A 15,801-nucleotide genomic window follows, 5' to 3' on the forward strand; every position below is an offset into this window, starting at 1 on the left:
ATCCCGGGCATCCCGCACGCCGGAGACGGAGCTGCCGATGTTTCTTCTCGACGACAGGCTGGTCTTCGGCGCCGGAGATCTCACCCGCGCCGCCTCGTGCGAGTTCGCAGTGCTCCGCAACCTCGACTCGACGCTCGGTCGGCTCCCGCGCCCCGACACCGAACCCGACGCAATGCTCGACCGTGTCGCCGCACTCGGCGGCCGCCACGAGCAGCGCGTCCTCGACCGCTTCCGCGCGCAGGTGGGTGCGGAGAAGGTCGTCGAGATCGCCCGGCCCGAGTACACCGCGCAGGCGCTCACCGAGGCGGCGCAGGCCACCCTCGACGCCGTCCGGGCCGGCGCGCCCGTCGTCTATCAGGGCGCGTTCTTCGACACCGGCTTCTCCGACACTGCCCCCGATCCGCTCGGCATGATCGGCTTCTCCGACTTCCTCGTCCTCGAGGACGACGGCTACGCCGTCTACGACAGCAAACTCTCCCGGCACGCGAAGGTCGAGGCCCTGCTCCAGCTCGCCGCTTACGCGGACGCACTCGCGCGCACCGGGACGCCGGTGTCCTCGCACGCGCATCTCGTCCTCGGCGACGGCTCGATCGCCTCCTACCCGCTCGCGGAGATCATGCCGGTCTATCGGCACCGACGCGCCTGCCTCGAAACCCTTCTCACGTCGCACCGCGCTGCCCCCGGGCCGGTGCGGTGGGGAGCGGGTGGGCACACCGCCTGCGGTCGCTGCGACGACTGCACTCCGGAACTCGAACGTCACCGCGACCTGCTGCTGGTCACGGGGATGCGCAGTACCCAGCGGCTGCGGCTGATCGAGGCGGGCGTGTCGACCATCGACGACCTCGCCGCATGCGCGGCACCCGTCGACGGGATGGCGCGCCGCACCTTCGACGCCCTGCGCGCCCAGGCACGGGCGCAGCTCGAGGAGGAGAGGCGGGACAGTCCCTATGCGGAGGTCTACGACGCCACCCCGCTCGGCATCCTGCCCGCGCCCGACGAGGGCGACATCTTCTTCGACTTCGAAGGCGACCCACTGTGGTCCGAGGGTGGCAGTTCCGAGTGGGGACTCGAGTACCTGTTCGGCGTCGTGGAGGGACCGGCCGACGCACCGATCTTCCGGCCCTTCTGGGCACACGACCGCGAGCAGGAGCGGCAGGCACTGCTGGACTTCCTCGACTACGTCACCGACCGCCGGCGTCGCCACCCGAGGATGCACGTCTACCACTACGCCCCGTACGAGAAGACGGCGTTGCTGCGGCTGGCGGGGCGCTACGGCGTCGGCGAGGAGATCGTCGACGACCTGCTGCGCGAAGGTGTGCTCGTCGACCTGTACCCCGTGGTGCGCAACTCGATCCGGGTGGGTGCCCGGACGTACGGACTGAAGAAACTCGAACCGCTCTACACCGAGGAGAGCGAGGCACGCGACGGCGATGTCGCCGACGCGGGCGCCTCGATCGTCGCGTACGCCGACTACTGCGCACTGCGCGACGCCGGGCACCTCGAGGATGCGGAACGCGAACTCGCGTCGATCGCCTCCTACAACGAGGCCGACTGCATCTCCACCCTGCGTCTGCGCGACTGGCTGCTCACCCACGCCCGCGACCACGGCATCTCCCCCACCGAGACGACCCACGACGAGGCCGCTCCCGACGCGCAGGCACACCCCGTCGAGACGAAACTCCTCGAATACGTCGGCGGTGCACTGGCGGGCGACCGCACCCCGGAACAGCAGGCGGCCGCACTCGTCGCCGCGGCCATGGGCTACCACCGGCGCGAGCGGAAACCTTTCTGGTGGGGACACTTCGATCGTCTGGCGACGGCTCCCGACGAGTGGGCGGACGCCCGCGACACGCTGGTCGCGGCGACGTGCACACTCGAGACCGACTGGCACAAGGCCACGCCCCGCCGGCGACTGCTCCGGCGTCGGCTGCGCCTCGCGGGCGAGTTCGAGCCGGGCAGCACATTGCGCGCCGGGCAGGACGTCTTCCTGTTGTACGACGCTCCGGGACCGGACGGACTGCCCGACGGCGGCACCGGGACGCGCGCGTGGTCGCGCGGCGTGGTCGTCGAACGCACCACGGGGACGGACCATCCCGACGTGCTCGTCGTGGACGAGTCGCTACGGACGGACGAGGAGTACTCCGTGCTACCGGTGGCCGTCACTCCCGGCGCGCCGATCTCGTCGAAGAACATCGAAGCGGCGATCGCCTCCGCCGCCGAGGCGATGTGCAGCGAGTTGCCGGCTCTGCCGTCGACCGCGGCGGTGGACGTACTGCGCCGCATCCCTCCCCGCCTGCGCTCCGGTGCCGCGCTGCCGCCGCTCGGCGACGACGCGGCCGGCACGATCGTCACGACCGTTCTCAACCTGGAGAATTCGTACCTGGCGGTGCAGGGCCCACCCGGCACCGGCAAGACGTACACCGGGGCCCGGGTGGTGGCGGCGCTCGTGAACGAGCACGGCCGGCGCGTCGGCGTGGTCGCGCAGTCGCATTCGGTGGTCGAGAACATGCTGGCCGGGATCGTCGCCGCGGGAGTGTCGCCGGAACGGGTCGCCAAGGCGAAATGCCAGAGCCCCGATCCGACGTGGACCGCCTTCCCTGACGCGAAGTCCCTTGCGGCGCATATCGGTACATCCGCCACCGGCTATGTGGTGGGCGGAACGGCCTGGGACTTCACGAATCCGAACTACATCGAGCCCGGCAGCCTCGACCTGCTGGTGGTCGACGAGGCCGGTCAGTTCTGTCTCGCCAACACCATCGCCGTGGCCACGGCGGCGTCGAATCTGCTGCTGCTCGGCGATCCCCGCCAACTGCCGCAGGTCTCGCAGGGCACCCACCCCGAGCCGGTCGACGAGTCCGCCCTCGGATGGCTCGCCGAAGGGCACGGTGCGTTGCCCACCGATCGCGGCTACTTCCTTCCGGTGACCTGGCGGATGCACCCGGATCTGTGCGCGCGGGTGTCCGAGTTGTCCTACGAGGGACGACTGCAGTCGAAGTCCGAGATCACCACGCGCCGCGCGCTCGACGGCGTCCCGCCCGGCGTCCGGCTCGTGGAGGTCGCGCACGAGGGCAATGCGACCTGCTCGCCCGAGGAGAGCGCCGAGATCGTGCGCGCCATCGCAGCCGTGCTCGGCTCGGCGTGGACGGACGACGCCGGCTCCCCGCCGCGACCTCTCGGCGAGGAGGACGTCCTGGTGGTCGCACCGTACAACGCTCAGGTCACCCGCCTACGGCAGGATCTCGCCGCCGCGGGTCTGCACCGGGTCCAGGTGGGCACCGTCGACAAGTTCCAGGGCCGCCAGGCGGCGATGGTGTTCGTGTCGATGACGGCCTCCGCCGTCGAGGACGTGCCGCGGGGCATGTCGTTCCTGTTGTCCCGCAACCGGTCGAACGTGGCTCTCTCACGCGGCAAGTGGTCGGCGGTGATCGTCCGGTCCGGCGCCCTGACCGATCACCTCCCGTCGACACCGGACGGCCTGATCGAACTCGGGGCGTTCATGCGGCTGACCGGAGCCGACCCGACCGGGGCGTGACCGCACTCACATCGTCCGTTAGGATCGACGACGATCCTGTTACCTCCGGTAGCAGATACACGGGACCCGGTCCCCCGGAGAAGACCCGGTCCCCCGAGCACAGGAGTACACGTGTCGAAGACCCTCGAGGCCACGATCGAGATCACCGCCTCCCCCGAGCAGGTGTGGCGCGTGGTGTCCGATCTGAAGCGGATGGGCGAGTGGAGCCCGCAGTGCCGTCGGATGATCGTGCGCGGTGGGCCGGTGTCGGCCGGCACCACCACGATCAACATCAACAAGAAGGGGCTGCTGGTGTGGCCCACGACGTCGAAGGTGATCGACTTCGAACCCGGCCGTCGCCTGAGCTTCCGGATCAACGAGAACCGCTCCATCTGGTCGTTCACCCTCGAACCCACCGCCACCGGCACGCGGGTCACCCAGCGGCGCGAGGCGCCCACCGGGACCAGCAAGGTCTCGCAGACCCTGGTCAAGTATGTTCTCGGCGGCACCGAGGCGTTCGACGACGAACTGACGATGGGGATGAACGCGACTCTCGCCCGTCTCAAGAACGAGATCGAGGCGGCCGCGCGGGTCTGACCTTCCCTCCTCGGCTCACGTACGCTGGAGTGCCTGTGGACCGACAGGACCCGCCCGCGAGACGGGCGGGTCCCCTGCGGTCCCGGACCACCGATCGCCAGCGATAAGAGGAGCCCGTGGCACGTAAGCCGACGCCCGCCGGAACACCCCCCACCAGCGGGGTAGCCCACATGGTCGACCTGGTCAGGCATGTCGTACCGCCCATGCATCCGGGCGGTATCCCCTTCGTCGCAGCTCCGCTGGCCGTGGCGACCCTCGGCCGCCGCAAGCCCTGGCTGCGCCGCGCCGGTCTCGCATCGGCACTGGCGTGCGCCACCTTCTTCCGGCACCCGCACCGCGTGCCGCCGAACCGCGCCGGAGTGGTCGTCGCTCCCGCCGACGGTGAGATCGCTCTCGTCGACCATGCCGTGCCGCCCGCCGAACTCGGGCTCGGCAGCGAGGAGCGCCCCCGGGTCAGCATCTTCCTGTCCGTCCTCGACGTGCACGTGCAACGCAGCCCCGTCGGCGGCACCGTCCGCTCGGTGGTCCACACCCCGGGCAAGTTCCTCTCCGCCGATCTCGCCGACGCGAGCGAGGTCAACGAGCGCACCAGCATGCTGATCGAGACGCGCGACGGCGCCGAGGTCGCCGTCGTCCAGATCGCCGGGCTGCTGGCACGGCGCATCGTCAACGACGCGCAGATCGGCGACACCCTGCCGATCGGCGACACCTACGGCCTGATCCGCTTCGGATCCCGGGTCGACACCTACCTGCCGGTCGGGAGCACCCTGCTGGTCGAACGCGGTCAGCGCACCATCGGCGCCGAGACCGTCCTCGCTCAGCTGCCCACGGTGTCGTGAGTCCGCACACGCAGGGTTCGCGTGCGGTCGCGACCGGGCGGTCCCGCAATCGGCCCAACGTCGTCCGCCTGCTGCCGAGCGTCATCACGGTCCTGGCGTTCTCCGCCGGACTGTCGGCGGTGAAGTTCGCGCTCGACGGACAACTCGGCACCGCGCTCGGCATGATCGGCGCCGCGGCCGTCCTCGACTCGCTCGACGGTCGCATCGCCCGCATGCTCGACGCGACCAGCAAGATCGGCGCCGAACTCGACTCGCTGTCGGACGCCGTCGCGTTCGGTGTCGCCCCGGCGCTCGTGCTCTACGTGACGTTGCTCGACGGCAGCCCCTTCGGCTGGATCGTCGCCCTGCTCTACGCAGTGAGCCTCGTGCTGCGACTCGCGCGCTTCAACACCCTGCTCGAGGACGACAGCGTCCCCGCCTACGCACGCGAGTACTTCGTCGGCGTGCCCGCACCGGCGGCCGCCCTCATCGCGCTCGCACCCGTCGCCGCCCACATCCAGTGGGGCGACGGCTGGTGGACCGCCTACGGGCTGGTCGCGGTGTGGATCCTCGGGACGGCCGGGCTCGCGATCAGCCGCATCCCGACCTTCGCGATGAAGTCGGCGTCCGTGCCCGCGCGACTCGCCGTGGTGCTGCTCGTGCTGGTCGCGATGGCGGCGGCCGCGCTGGTCACCTATCCGTTCATCCTCATGCTCGTGCTGGTCGCGGTCTACCTCGCGCACATCCCCTTCGCGGTGCGATCGCGGCGCTGGGTCGCGGCCCGGCCCGAGACCTGGGACATCAAGCCCTCGGAGCGACGCGCACTGCGTGCCCGCAACCGCGCGCAGCGTCCGCGTCGTGTCGCCGCCCGGCGTGTCGCCACGTCGGCGAGATCTCAGGCGCGACTCGGGCTGCGCCGTCCGCGAGGACGATGACATGCACGACCCGCGAGGACGCTAGTCACGTTCTAGGCTCGGCGGGGTGACGACCCCACAACTCTCACTCACCGTCCGGCTCAACACCTCCGCCGCCGACTCGCGGCGCGGTGTCGTGCGTCTGCACCCCGAGGCGCTGGCCGCGCTGGGCCTGCGGGAATGGGACGCGATCGCGCTGGTGGGAGCGCGTCGCACGGCGGTCGTGGCGGGTCTCGCCCCGGCCGGCACCCCGACTGGCACGATCTTGCTCGATGACGTGGTGCTGTCGAACACAGGCCTGAAGGAGGACGCGACGGTCGTCGTCGCGCCCGTGACGGTCTACGGCGCGCGCACGGTGACGGTCACCGGGTCCACCCTCGCGCGGCAGTCGATCCCGGAGACCACCCTGCGTCAGGCGCTGCTCGGGAAGGTCCTCACCGTCGGCGACGCGGTGTCGCTGCTCCCCCGCGATCTCGGACCGGGCACGAGCAACGCCGAGACGACGCGGGCACTGTCGCGGACGTTCGCGATCGCGTGGACCACCGAACTGCTCACCGTCTCCTCGGTCGATCCGGCCGGACCGGTGAGCGTGCAGCCGAACACCGCCGTCGTGTGGGGCGGTGGCCCGGGTGCCCTGCCGTCCTCCGTGCCGTCCGCTTCCGGATTCGTCTCGTCGGGGTTCGTCGCCTCCTCCCCCGCGACCGACCGTCCCGAATCGGCCCCCGCCACGCCTCCGCCACCGCCGGTCGAGGATCTCGTGGGTGTGCAGGCCCAGGTCGCGAAGCTCTCCGAGTGGCTCACCCTCTCGCTCGACGAACCCGAACTGCTGCGCACCCTCGGCGCGTCGCCGCATCTCGGGGTGCTCGTCACCGGTCCCGCCGGGGTCGGTAAGGCGACCTTCGTGCGCTCGGTGGTCGCCGACCGGCGTCTGGTCGAGGTCGACGGGCCGGGTGTGGGTGCACTCGCCGCCGACGAGCGGCTGCGCCGGATCTCCGCGGCGGCCGAAGCGGTGCGCGGTGGGGGCGTCCTGCTGCTCACCGACGTCGATGCCGTGCTCCCCGCCGACACCGAACCCGTCGCGACGTTGATCCTCGACGAGCTGCGGCGGGTGGTCGACACCGAGGGCGCGGTGCTGATCGCGACCACCGCGCATCCCGACGACGTCGACTCCCGGCTGCGTGCCCCGGAGATCTGCGACCGCGAACTGTCCCTGCCGCTGCCCGACGGCGCGACCCGCCGCGCCCTGCTCGACGTGCTGCTGCGCTCGGTGCCGTCCACCGGTCTCGACCTCGCCGCCGTCGCGGGTCGCACCCCCGGTTTCGTCGTCGCCGACCTCGCGGCGCTGTGTCGCGAGGCGGCACTGCGCGCGGCGTCGCGGGCGAACCGCGACGACGACGAACCCTCGCTCGTCCAGGACGACCTGCTCGGCGCGCTCGAGGTGATCCGTCCGCTGTCGCGATCGGGTTCCGAGGAGCTGGCGATCGGCAGCGTGAGCCTCGACGACGTCGGCGACATGGTCGAGACGAAGCAGGCCCTGACCGAAGCCGTCCTGTGGCCGCTGCAGCATCCCGATTCGTTCGAGCGTCTCGGTGTCGATCCGCCGCGCGGTGTGCTGCTGTACGGCCCGCCCGGTTGCGGCAAGACCTATCTCGTCCGCGCTCTCGCCGGCACGGGACGTCTGAGCGTCCACGCCGTCAAGGGCGCCGAACTGATGGACAAGTGGGTCGGTGCGTCGGAGAAGGCGGTGCGCGAGTTGTTCGAGCGTGCCCGCAATTCGGCACCGGCGTTGGTGTTCCTCGACGAGATCGATGCTCTCGCACCGCGCCGCGGGCAGAGCTCCGATTCCGGGGTGTCCGACCGGGTCGTCGCGTCGCTGCTCACCGAACTCGACGGTGTCGAGCCGCTGCGCGACGTCGTGGTGGTGGGAGCGACCAACCGGCCCGACCTCATCGACCCGGCTCTGCTGCGTCCCGGCCGGCTCGAACGTCTCGTGTTCGTGCCGCCGCCGGACGCCGAGGCCCGGGCCGCGATCCTGAAGACCGCGGGCCGATCGGTACCGCTCGACGACGACGTCGACCTCGACGACCTGGCCGCCGGACTCGACGGCTACTCGGCCGCGGACTGCTCGGCTCTGCTGCGCGAGGCCGCGCTCGCGGCGATGCGGCGCAACGTCGACGCCGCCGTGGTCACCGCCGAGGACGTCGCGGTGGCCCGGGAGAAGGTGCGCCCCTCGCTCGATCCCGTGCAGGTCGCTCATCTGCAGGCCTACGCGGAGGGCCGTTGAGATGGCCGTGACCACCGCGGTCCGCGTCGCCGGACCGGCAGCCGTCCTCGCGGCCTTCCTCGCCGCCGGGGTCGCGATCCTCGTCCCGGCCGCGGGCGAATCGGTCCTCCCTGAGGGTGCGCGCAGCGAATGGGCACCCGTGGTCACCGCCGCGCTCGCCGTTCTCTCGGCGGCCGGGCTGCAGCGGACCGGCTCCCGACGTACCGCCTGGATGCTGGCCGCCGCCTCGATCGTGGTCCTCGGGTCGATCCGCTATCTCGTTCCCGCCGGCATCTCGGCCGACAGCCTGACGGTCGTCGGATGGGTGATCGCCGCGATCACCGGTGTGCTGCTCGGGGCGGCGACCGCGGGCTCGTGGGGTTCGGCGACCGGTCAGTGGGCCCTGATCGCCGGTGGGTGGGCGGCCTTCCTCACCGCCGCGGCCGTCGGTTCCGAGGTCCCCGTGGAGGCCATGCGCTGGACGGTTCCCCAGTGGGCGCTGGCCTTCGCACTCGTGGCAACGGTCGCCGCCGCGCTGACGGTGCCTGCCGGGATGCGCGTGCAGCGGGCCGATCCGCGGTTGCTCGCGATCATGGTGACCGCCGCGGTGGTGCTCTCGGTGGGCTACCGACTGCTGGGTGAATTCGTGGGTTCCCGCGCGAGCGACACGGGTGTGCTCCTGTGGCTGGTCGCCGGTGGGGCGCTCGCGGTGGCGGTCGTCGGTGCCGAGATCGTCGCGCGCCTCGTCCCGCCCGGAGACGACCGGTTCGTCCTCGCGGTCACCGGGGCCGTGGCCGCGGCGTACCCCGTCCTCGTCGAGTTGTGGTCGGGTATGCAGTCGGCGACCGTGCCGTGGTGGGTGCTGCTCGTCGCGGTGGCCGCCGTGGTCGCCGGGGTGCGGCTCTCCCCCTCCATGCCGTACGCGCTTCCCGGGCTGATTCTCGCCGCGTCGATCTCGGCGGCGACGGTGTGGTGGCCGGCGGAGATCGGCGAGGGAATCCCTCTTGCGGTGCGGGTGGCGCTCGTCGCGCTGGGCACCGGTCTCGCACTCGGGGCATCGTTGCCGGGCTCGGCGTCCGTCGCGGCTCTCGGCCTGGCGCTGCCGGTGCCGGCGACGGCCGTCGTCGGGGCGGTGTGGATGCTTCCGGCGGATGCGCAGTGGTCGGCGCTCGCACTGTTTACCGCGGCCGTGATCTGTGCGTGGCAGGTGCGCTAGCGCTCTCACCTCCCCGATTCGCAAGCGTGCGAAGACAACCGTTAGGATGTGCACAATCCGTTTTGCCCGATGACGGCGAGCGGCGTGCATGTCGGGGCGATCCCCGTTTCGGCGGTGTGCCGTCCGCTGTGACGACAGCGAGTCCCACAGACCGCAGTCAGTTTCACCCCGCCGACAGGCCCGACCCCGACGGAGTGCCTTTTGATCGCCATACTCGTTGCCCATGCGGTCGCTGCCCTTCTGGCGCCGCTTCTGGTCCGAGTCATGGGGAGAAATGCATTCCTGCCGCTCGCGGTGGTGCCCCTCGCGAGTCTCGGCTGGGTCGTCACCAACTGGGGAACCGATCAGAAACTGCAGATCGCGTGGGCCTCGACGCTGTCGATGAATTTCGATCTGCGCTTCGACACGCTCGCGGCGATCATGTGCGTGCTCGTTTTGGGCATCGGCTCGTTGATCCTGCTCTACTGCTCGCGCTATTTCGAGGACGACGAGCCCCGCCTGGGCTTGTTCGCCGCCGAGATGGTCGCCTTCGCCGGCGCCATGTTCGGTCTGGTGGTCAGCGACAACATGTTGCTGCTCTACACCTTCTGGGAACTGACGACCGTCCTGTCGTTCCTGCTCGTCGGGCATTACGCCGAACGCGCTTCGAGTCGCCGTGCCGCCACCCAGGCCCTGCTCGTCACCACGGCCGGTGGTCTGGCGATGCTGGTCGGCATCATCATCCTCGGCGAGATGGTCGGCAGCTACAACCTGTCCGACGTCGTCGCGGCGGCACCTCACGGATGGCTCGCCGGCGTCGCCGTGGTGCTCGTGCTCGTCGGCGCACTGTCGAAGTCCGCCGTGGTCCCGCTGCACTTCTGGCTGCCCGGCGCGATGGCCGCCCCCACCCCGGTGTCCGGATATCTTCACGCCGCGGCGATGGTCAAAGCCGGCATCTACCTCGTGGCCCGGCTCGCACCCGGCTTCGCTGACAGCGCCGCGTGGCGGCCGATCGTCATCGGTCTCGGTCTCGCGTCGATGATCCTCGCCGGCTGGCGAGCGTTCCGCGCCTTCGACCTCAAGCTCATCCTGGCCTTCGGCACCGTCAGCCAGCTCGGCTTTCTCACTGCGCTGGTGGGTACGGGTAGCCGGGAAGCGGCCCTGGCGGGCCTGGCGATGGTGATCGCCCACGCCCTGTTCAAGGCATGCCTGTTCATGGTGGTCGGCATCATCGACCACTCCACCGGCACCCGCGACATCCGCAAACTCGCGCATCTCGGCTCTGCCGCCCCCTACTTGATGGTGATCGCGATACTTGCGGCGGCGAGCATGGCCGGTCTGCCGCCGTTCATCGGTTTCGTCGCGAAGGAAGCCGCGCTCGAGTCGTCGCTGGTGGCCGAGGTGCTCCCCGAATGGGCGCGGATCGCCATGACTGCGGGCATCGTGGTGGGCTCGATCCTCACCCTCGCCTACAGCATCCGGTTCATCTGGGGCGCCTTCGGTCGTAAGCAGCTCAAACGTCCGAGCCCCGCGGTGCAGAACCTGCACGCGCCCGGCCCGCTGCTGCTCACCGCCCCGAGCGTCCTCGCGTTCGCCGGTCTCGCCGCGGGCTTCGCGAGCTCGTGGATCGACCATCTGATCACCCCCTACGCCGACGAGCTGCCCACCGAACTCGACAAGCCCTACCACCTGGCGTTGTGGCACGGATTCTCCTTGCCGCTGGGTCTGACCGGCGTGGTGATCGTGGGCGGCACGGTCCTGTTCCTCGCGCACCGCACCATCGCGCGTCTGCGCTTCGAGCACCCGCCGCTCGGAAATGCCGACCGGATGTACGACGCGACCCTCCAGGGCATGGACACCCTGTCCCTGCGCCTGACCGCCTTCCTGCAGCGCGGTTCGCTCCCCCTGACCCAGGCGACCATCCTCATCACCCTGGTGGCGCTCCCGACGGTGCTGATGTTCTTCTTCGGGCTGAGCACGATGCCGTCGACGCGCGCGTGGGACTCGATCTGGCAGCTCGGGGTGGGGTTGATCATGATGGCCGCCGCGATCACCGCGACGGCCCTGCGCAACCGTCTCGGCGCAGTGTTGGTCGTGGGCGTGACCGGTTACGGGCTCGGGGTGCTGTTCGCCCTCCAGGGAGCTCCCGACCTCGCGCTCACCCAGTTCCTCGTCGAGACCGTCACCCTCGTGATGTTCGTGCTGGTCCTGCGCAAGCTGCCCGCCGAGACCGACCCGGCCGCGGTGATGGGCAGCAAGTTCGCCCGCGCGATGCTCGGCATCGCCGTGGGCGCGGTGGTCGCCGGGATCGGCGCCTACGCCGTCGCGGCACGCACTACCGATCCGATCTCGCTGCTGCTGCCCGACGCCGCCTACTACGGCGGTGACGGCAAGAACATCGTCAACGTCCTGCTCGTCGACATCCGCGCCTGGGACACGCTGGGCGAGATCTCGGTGCTGCTGGTCGCCGCGACCGGCGTGGCCAGCCTGGTCTTCCGCACCCGCCGCTTCGGCACCGCCCCGCGTGTGGCGGACGCACCCGCGGCGCAGCTCGACGCGGTCTCCGCCAGCAACGAGACGACCTGGCTGCTCGGCGGCGATCTCATCGATCCGCGCTACCGATCGCTGGTCCTCGAGGTCACCACGCGACTGGTCTTCCCCACCATGATGATCCTGTCGGTGTACTTCTTCTTCTCCGGGCACAACGCGCCCGGTGGCGGTTTCGCGGGCGGTCTCGTCGCCGGTCTCGCGCTGGTGTTGAGGTACCTGGCCGGCGGACGCTACGAGCTCGGAGAGGCGGTTCCCATCGACGCCGGCAAGATCCTCGGCATCGGACTCACCTTCGCCGCGGGCACCGCACTGGTGTCGATGTTCCTCGGCGCCCCGGCGCTGTCGTCGGCGACCCTCGAGCTCACGCTGCCTCTGCTCGGCGACATCAAGCTCGTGACCGCACTGTTCTTCGACCTCGGTGTGTACCTCATCGTCGTCGGACTGGTCCTGGACGTGCTGCGCAGCCTCGGTGCTCGCCTCGACGCCGAGACCGTGGGTGAGCGCCGATGACCGCGAACATCACGCTCCTCGCCGTCGTCGGTGTGCTCGTCGCGGCCGGTGTGTACCTGCTGCTCGAACGCAGCATCATCAAGATGCTGCTGGGCCTGCTGCTGGCCGGCAACGGAATCAACCTGCTGCTGCTCACCCTCGGCGGCCCCGCAGGTCATGCACCCATCGTCGGTGTGGAGAGCGACGTCGAGCCGGACATGGCCGATCCCCTCGCGCAGGCGATGATCCTCACCGCGATCGTCATCACGATGGGTGTGGCGGCGTTCGTGCTGGCACTGACCTACCGCTCCTACACCTACCGCGCACGGGACGAGATCGAGAACGACCCCGAGGACACCCTCGTGTCGCAGCGGCGCAGTCTCGCCGATCTACCGTCGCGAGACCGCTCCGACGACCCGCTCACCGGTATCCCCAGCAAGAGCGGCGACGCCTTCGACGCCGCGGGCAACCCGATCCCGCTCGATCAGCTCAAGAACATCGAGGACATCGAGGCGTACGAGGATCTGCACGACGGCGACTTCGACGACCCCACCGACTCGGCCTACACGCAGAACCAGGGGGGGACGGACGAGTCCGGCTCTGCCGAAGATTCGGGCGGGGCCGGCTCTATCGAGGATGTCGAGGACGTCCGCGCGGACGATCCCGACCCCGAGGCCCCCGACCCTGCCGAGGACGAGCGGACCGGAGACGACGAGAAGAACGGGAAGGAGGATCGCCGATGAACCCGAGCGTCGCGAACCTCGTTCCCCTCCCCGTCCTCATCCCCTTGCTCGCCGCAGCCGCAACCCTGATCGTCGGCCGCCGTCCGCGCGTCCAACGGTGGATCACCGTCTTCGCGCTGGTCGCCTCGCTCGTCGTGTGCGTGGCGCTGCTGTACTACGCCGACGCCGACGGCATCGCGGTACTGCAGATCGGTGGGTGGGAGGCGCCGATCGGCATCTCGCTGGTCGTCGACCGATTGTCGGCGTTGATGCTGGTCGTCTCGGCGATCGTGCTGCTGTCGGTGATGCTGTACGCAGTCGGCCAGGGTATCCACGACGGCAACGATCAGCAGCCCGTCTCGATCTTCCTGCCGACCTATCTCGCGCTCACCGCGGGTGTCAACATCGCCTTCCTCGCGGGCGACCTGTTCAACCTCTTCGTCGGCTTCGAGGTGCTCCTCGCCGCCTCGTTCGTCCTGCTGACCCTGGGTGCGAGCGCCGACCGCGTCCGCGCGGGCGTCTCGTACGTCATGGTCTCGATGGTGTCCTCGCTGGTCTTCCTCGTGGGCATCGCCTTCGCCTACGCAGCCACGGGCACTTTGAACCTCGCCCAGATGGCACTGCGGATGGACGAGATCTCACCCGGCACCCGGGCCGCGATCTTCGGTGTATTGCTCGTGGCTTTCGGTATCAAGGCCGCGGTCTTCCCGCTGTCGTCGTGGCTGCCCGACTCCTACCCCACCGCGCCCGCACCGGTCACGGCCGTCTTCGCCGGCCTGCTGACCAAGGTCGGTGTGTACGCGATCATCCGGGCGCACACCCTGCTGTTCCCGGGCGGCGAACTCGACGACGTCCTGCTCGTCGCGGGTCTGCTCACGATGATCGTCGGCATCCTCGGCGCGATCGCGCAGAACGACATCAAGCGTCTGCTGTCGTTCACGCTCGTCAGCCATATCGGCTACATGATTTTCGGTGTCGCTCTGTCGACGCAGACCGGTCTCGCGGGCGCCGTCTACTACGTCGGCCACCACATCCTCGTGCAGACCACCCTGTTCCTCGTGGTGGGTCTCATCGAACGCCAGGCCGGGTCGGCGTCGCTGCGACGCCTCGGCAGCCTCGCGCTCATGTCTCCGCTGCTGGCGGTCCTGTTCCTCATCCCGGCGCTCAACCTGGGCGGTATCCCGCCGTTCTCCGGGTTCATCGGCAAGGTCGCCCTGCTGCAGGCCGGCGCGGAGGACGGTTCGGTCCTGGCCTGGGTCCTCGTCGGCGGTGGTGTCGTGACCAGCCTCCTGACGCTGTACGTCGTCGCGCGTATCTGGACGAAGGCGTTCTGGCGGGCACGCGCCGACGCGCCCGAGGGCGATCTCGCGGACATCGGCCCCTCGGCGCTGATCGACGAATCCGCCACCGACATCTCCTTCGAGGAACGCCCGGACGTCGGCCGGATGCCGGCCGCGATGCTCGTCCCCACGGTCTGGCTCGTCGCGATCGGTGTGTCGTTGACGGTCTTCGCCGGTCCCCTGCTCGACATCAGCAACCGTGCCGCGGAGAACCTGCGCGACCGCACGGTGTACATCGAGGCCGTGCTGGGGGGTGAGCAGGAATGATGAAACGCGCCAACGTCCTGCGCATGTTCGTCGTGGGATGGACGACGCTGGTCTGGGTCCTGCTGTGGGGCACCTTCAGCATCGCCAACATCCTCGGCGGTGTGGTCGTCTCGCTCGTCGTCATGTTCGTGCTGCCGCTGCCGCGTGTACCCGTCGAGGGTCGCGTGCACGTCTGGTCCGCGATGCGGCTCGGCGTGGTGATCTTCGGCGAGACCATCCGCTCGACGATCAACGTGGCATGGCTCGCGATCCGGCCGTCCCCGCCGCCGGTCACCGGCGTGCTGCGCTGCCGGCTCACCATCAAGTCCGACCTGGTGCTGACACTGTGGACGGACATCATGAACAACATCCCGGGCACCATGGTGCTCGAGATCGACCAGGTGCGGCGGATCATGTACGTGCACGTCCTCGACGTGGGTACCGACAAGGCCGTGGCCGACTTCTACCGTTCCGCCCGCCTCATCGAACGTCTTCTCATCCGGACGTTCGAACGCGAGTCGGAATGGCAGGCCAGCCCCTGGCGCAGCGGAACGGAGGAACTGACGTGACCGTGACACTGGCGATCGCGGGGGCACTGCTGTTCGTCTCCGCAATCCTGATCACCTACCGCGTGATCGCGGGCCCCAACTCCCTCGACCGGCTCGTCGGCGTCGACGCCCTGCTCGCGCTCGGCATCTGCGGCATCGCGATCTGGGCGGTGTACACACGCGACACGTCGGTGCTGCCCGCCACCGTGGCCCTCGCCCTGGTCGGCTTCATCGGGTCGGTGTCCGTGGCTCGATTCCGGGTGCGTGACGAAGGATGACGACGATCATCGACACCTTCGCCCACCTCCTGATCCTCATCGGGGCGGTCATCTCGTTGACCGCTGCGATCGGCGTGGTGCGTTTCCGCGACACCCTGTCGCGCATGCATCCGGCCACCAAGCCGCAGGTGGTGGGTCTGTTGTTCGTGCTGGGTGGCGCGATGATCATCCTGCGCAGTTCCGTCGACATCTGGATGATGGCGCTGGCGGGCATGTTCATGGTCCTCACGGCACCGGTGATCGCGCACCGCGTCGGTCGCGTCGCCTACCGGGAGCAGCTCGGTCGCGACGGCCTGCTCGACGAGGACGCTCCCGGCGGTGCGTGACAGG

At 69.9% G+C, this 15,801-nt stretch carries 12 protein-coding genes; all 12 read left to right on the top strand.

Annotated features, from left to right (window positions below):
- Positions 1-37: 37 nt before the first annotated feature.
- The 12 genes from RBB84_RS14745 (at position 38) to mnhG (ending at position 15,797) form a co-directional block, all read left to right on the top strand.
- Positions 38-3,532, top strand: coding sequence for a bifunctional RecB family nuclease/DEAD/DEAH box helicase (locus RBB84_RS14745; RefSeq protein ID WP_064255555.1), 3,495 nt, complete (start codon positions 38-40; stop codon positions 3,530-3,532).
- Positions 3,533-3,643: 111 nt separating this feature from the next.
- On the top strand, positions 3,644-4,108 hold the full coding sequence (locus RBB84_RS14750; protein ID WP_006553630.1) for an SRPBCC family protein: 465 nt from the start codon (positions 3,644-3,646) through the stop codon (positions 4,106-4,108).
- Positions 4,109-4,224: 116 nt separating this feature from the next.
- Positions 4,225-4,947 carry a phosphatidylserine decarboxylase gene (locus RBB84_RS14755; protein WP_024101805.1) on the top strand — a complete coding sequence of 241 codons (723 nt, stop codon included), beginning with the start codon at positions 4,225-4,227 and terminating at the stop codon, positions 4,945-4,947.
- Positions 4,944-5,861 carry a phosphatidylcholine/phosphatidylserine synthase gene (locus RBB84_RS14760; protein WP_006553633.1) on the top strand — a complete coding sequence of 306 codons (918 nt, stop codon included), beginning with the start codon at positions 4,944-4,946 and terminating at the stop codon, positions 5,859-5,861. The genes RBB84_RS14755 and RBB84_RS14760 overlap by 4 nt, the downstream gene beginning before the upstream one ends.
- Before the next feature lie 46 nt (positions 5,862-5,907).
- Entirely contained in the window at positions 5,908-8,124 is a 2,217-nt protein-coding gene (locus RBB84_RS14765) for an AAA family ATPase (protein WP_033096170.1), read from the top strand.
- Between the two features lies 1 nt (position 8,125).
- A complete protein-coding gene (locus RBB84_RS14770) occupies positions 8,126-9,319 on the top strand; it encodes a hypothetical protein (protein ID WP_033096171.1) in 1,194 nt (397 codons plus the stop codon).
- 201 nt (positions 9,320-9,520) lie between these two features.
- Positions 9,521-12,358 (top strand): Na+/H+ antiporter subunit A, encoded by a 2,838-nt coding sequence (locus tag RBB84_RS14775; RefSeq protein ID WP_033096172.1) that lies wholly within the window; start codon positions 9,521-9,523, stop codon positions 12,356-12,358.
- Positions 12,355-13,080 carry a Na(+)/H(+) antiporter subunit C gene (locus RBB84_RS14780; protein ID WP_033096173.1) on the top strand — a complete coding sequence of 242 codons (726 nt, stop codon included), beginning with the start codon at positions 12,355-12,357 and terminating at the stop codon, positions 13,078-13,080. Before RBB84_RS14775 ends, RBB84_RS14780 begins: the two co-directional genes overlap by 4 nt.
- The gene (locus RBB84_RS14785) at positions 13,077-14,666 is read left to right on the top strand and encodes a Na+/H+ antiporter subunit D (protein WP_033096174.1); all 1,590 of its coding nucleotides are present in this window, start codon (positions 13,077-13,079) and stop codon (positions 14,664-14,666) included. The genes RBB84_RS14780 and RBB84_RS14785 overlap by 4 nt, the downstream gene beginning before the upstream one ends.
- Complete coding sequence (locus tag RBB84_RS14790; protein WP_033096175.1) at positions 14,666-15,214, top strand: Na+/H+ antiporter subunit E; 549 nt, start codon at positions 14,666-14,668, stop codon at positions 15,212-15,214. The genes RBB84_RS14785 and RBB84_RS14790 overlap by 1 nt, the downstream gene beginning before the upstream one ends.
- Positions 15,211-15,471: a monovalent cation/H+ antiporter complex subunit F gene (locus RBB84_RS14795; protein ID WP_006553640.1), complete on the top strand. Its 261-nt coding sequence runs from the start codon at positions 15,211-15,213 to the stop codon at positions 15,469-15,471. Before RBB84_RS14790 ends, RBB84_RS14795 begins: the two co-directional genes overlap by 4 nt.
- On the top strand, positions 15,468-15,797 hold the full coding sequence (gene mnhG / locus RBB84_RS14800; RefSeq protein ID WP_006553641.1) for a monovalent cation/H(+) antiporter subunit G: 330 nt from the start codon (positions 15,468-15,470) through the stop codon (positions 15,795-15,797). The genes RBB84_RS14795 and mnhG overlap by 4 nt, the downstream gene beginning before the upstream one ends.
- Positions 15,798-15,801: the final 4 nt, after the last annotated feature.

The organism is Rhodococcus sp. D-6 (genome assembly GCF_040256695.1).
GTDB classification, from domain to species: Bacteria; Actinomycetota; Actinomycetes; order Mycobacteriales; family Mycobacteriaceae; genus Rhodococcus; species Rhodococcus pyridinivorans.

Bases quoted from the DNA above. Each gene is read 5' to 3' on its own strand.
- RBB84_RS14745 (WP_064255555.1), top strand. From the start codon at position 38: ATGTTTCTTCTCGACGACAGGCTGGTCTTCGGCGCCGGAGATCTCACC.
- RBB84_RS14770 (WP_033096171.1), top strand. From the start codon at position 8,126: ATGGCCGTGACCACCGCGGTCCGCGTCGCCGGACCGGCAGCCGTCCTC.
- RBB84_RS14780 (WP_033096173.1), top strand. From the start codon at position 12,355: ATGACCGCGAACATCACGCTCCTCGCCGTCGTCGGTGTGCTCGTCGCG.
- RBB84_RS14785 (WP_033096174.1), top strand. From the start codon at position 13,077: ATGAACCCGAGCGTCGCGAACCTCGTTCCCCTCCCCGTCCTCATCCCC.
- RBB84_RS14790 (WP_033096175.1), top strand. From the start codon at position 14,666: ATGAAACGCGCCAACGTCCTGCGCATGTTCGTCGTGGGATGGACGACG.
- mnhG (WP_006553641.1), top strand. From the start codon at position 15,468: ATGACGACGATCATCGACACCTTCGCCCACCTCCTGATCCTCATCGGG.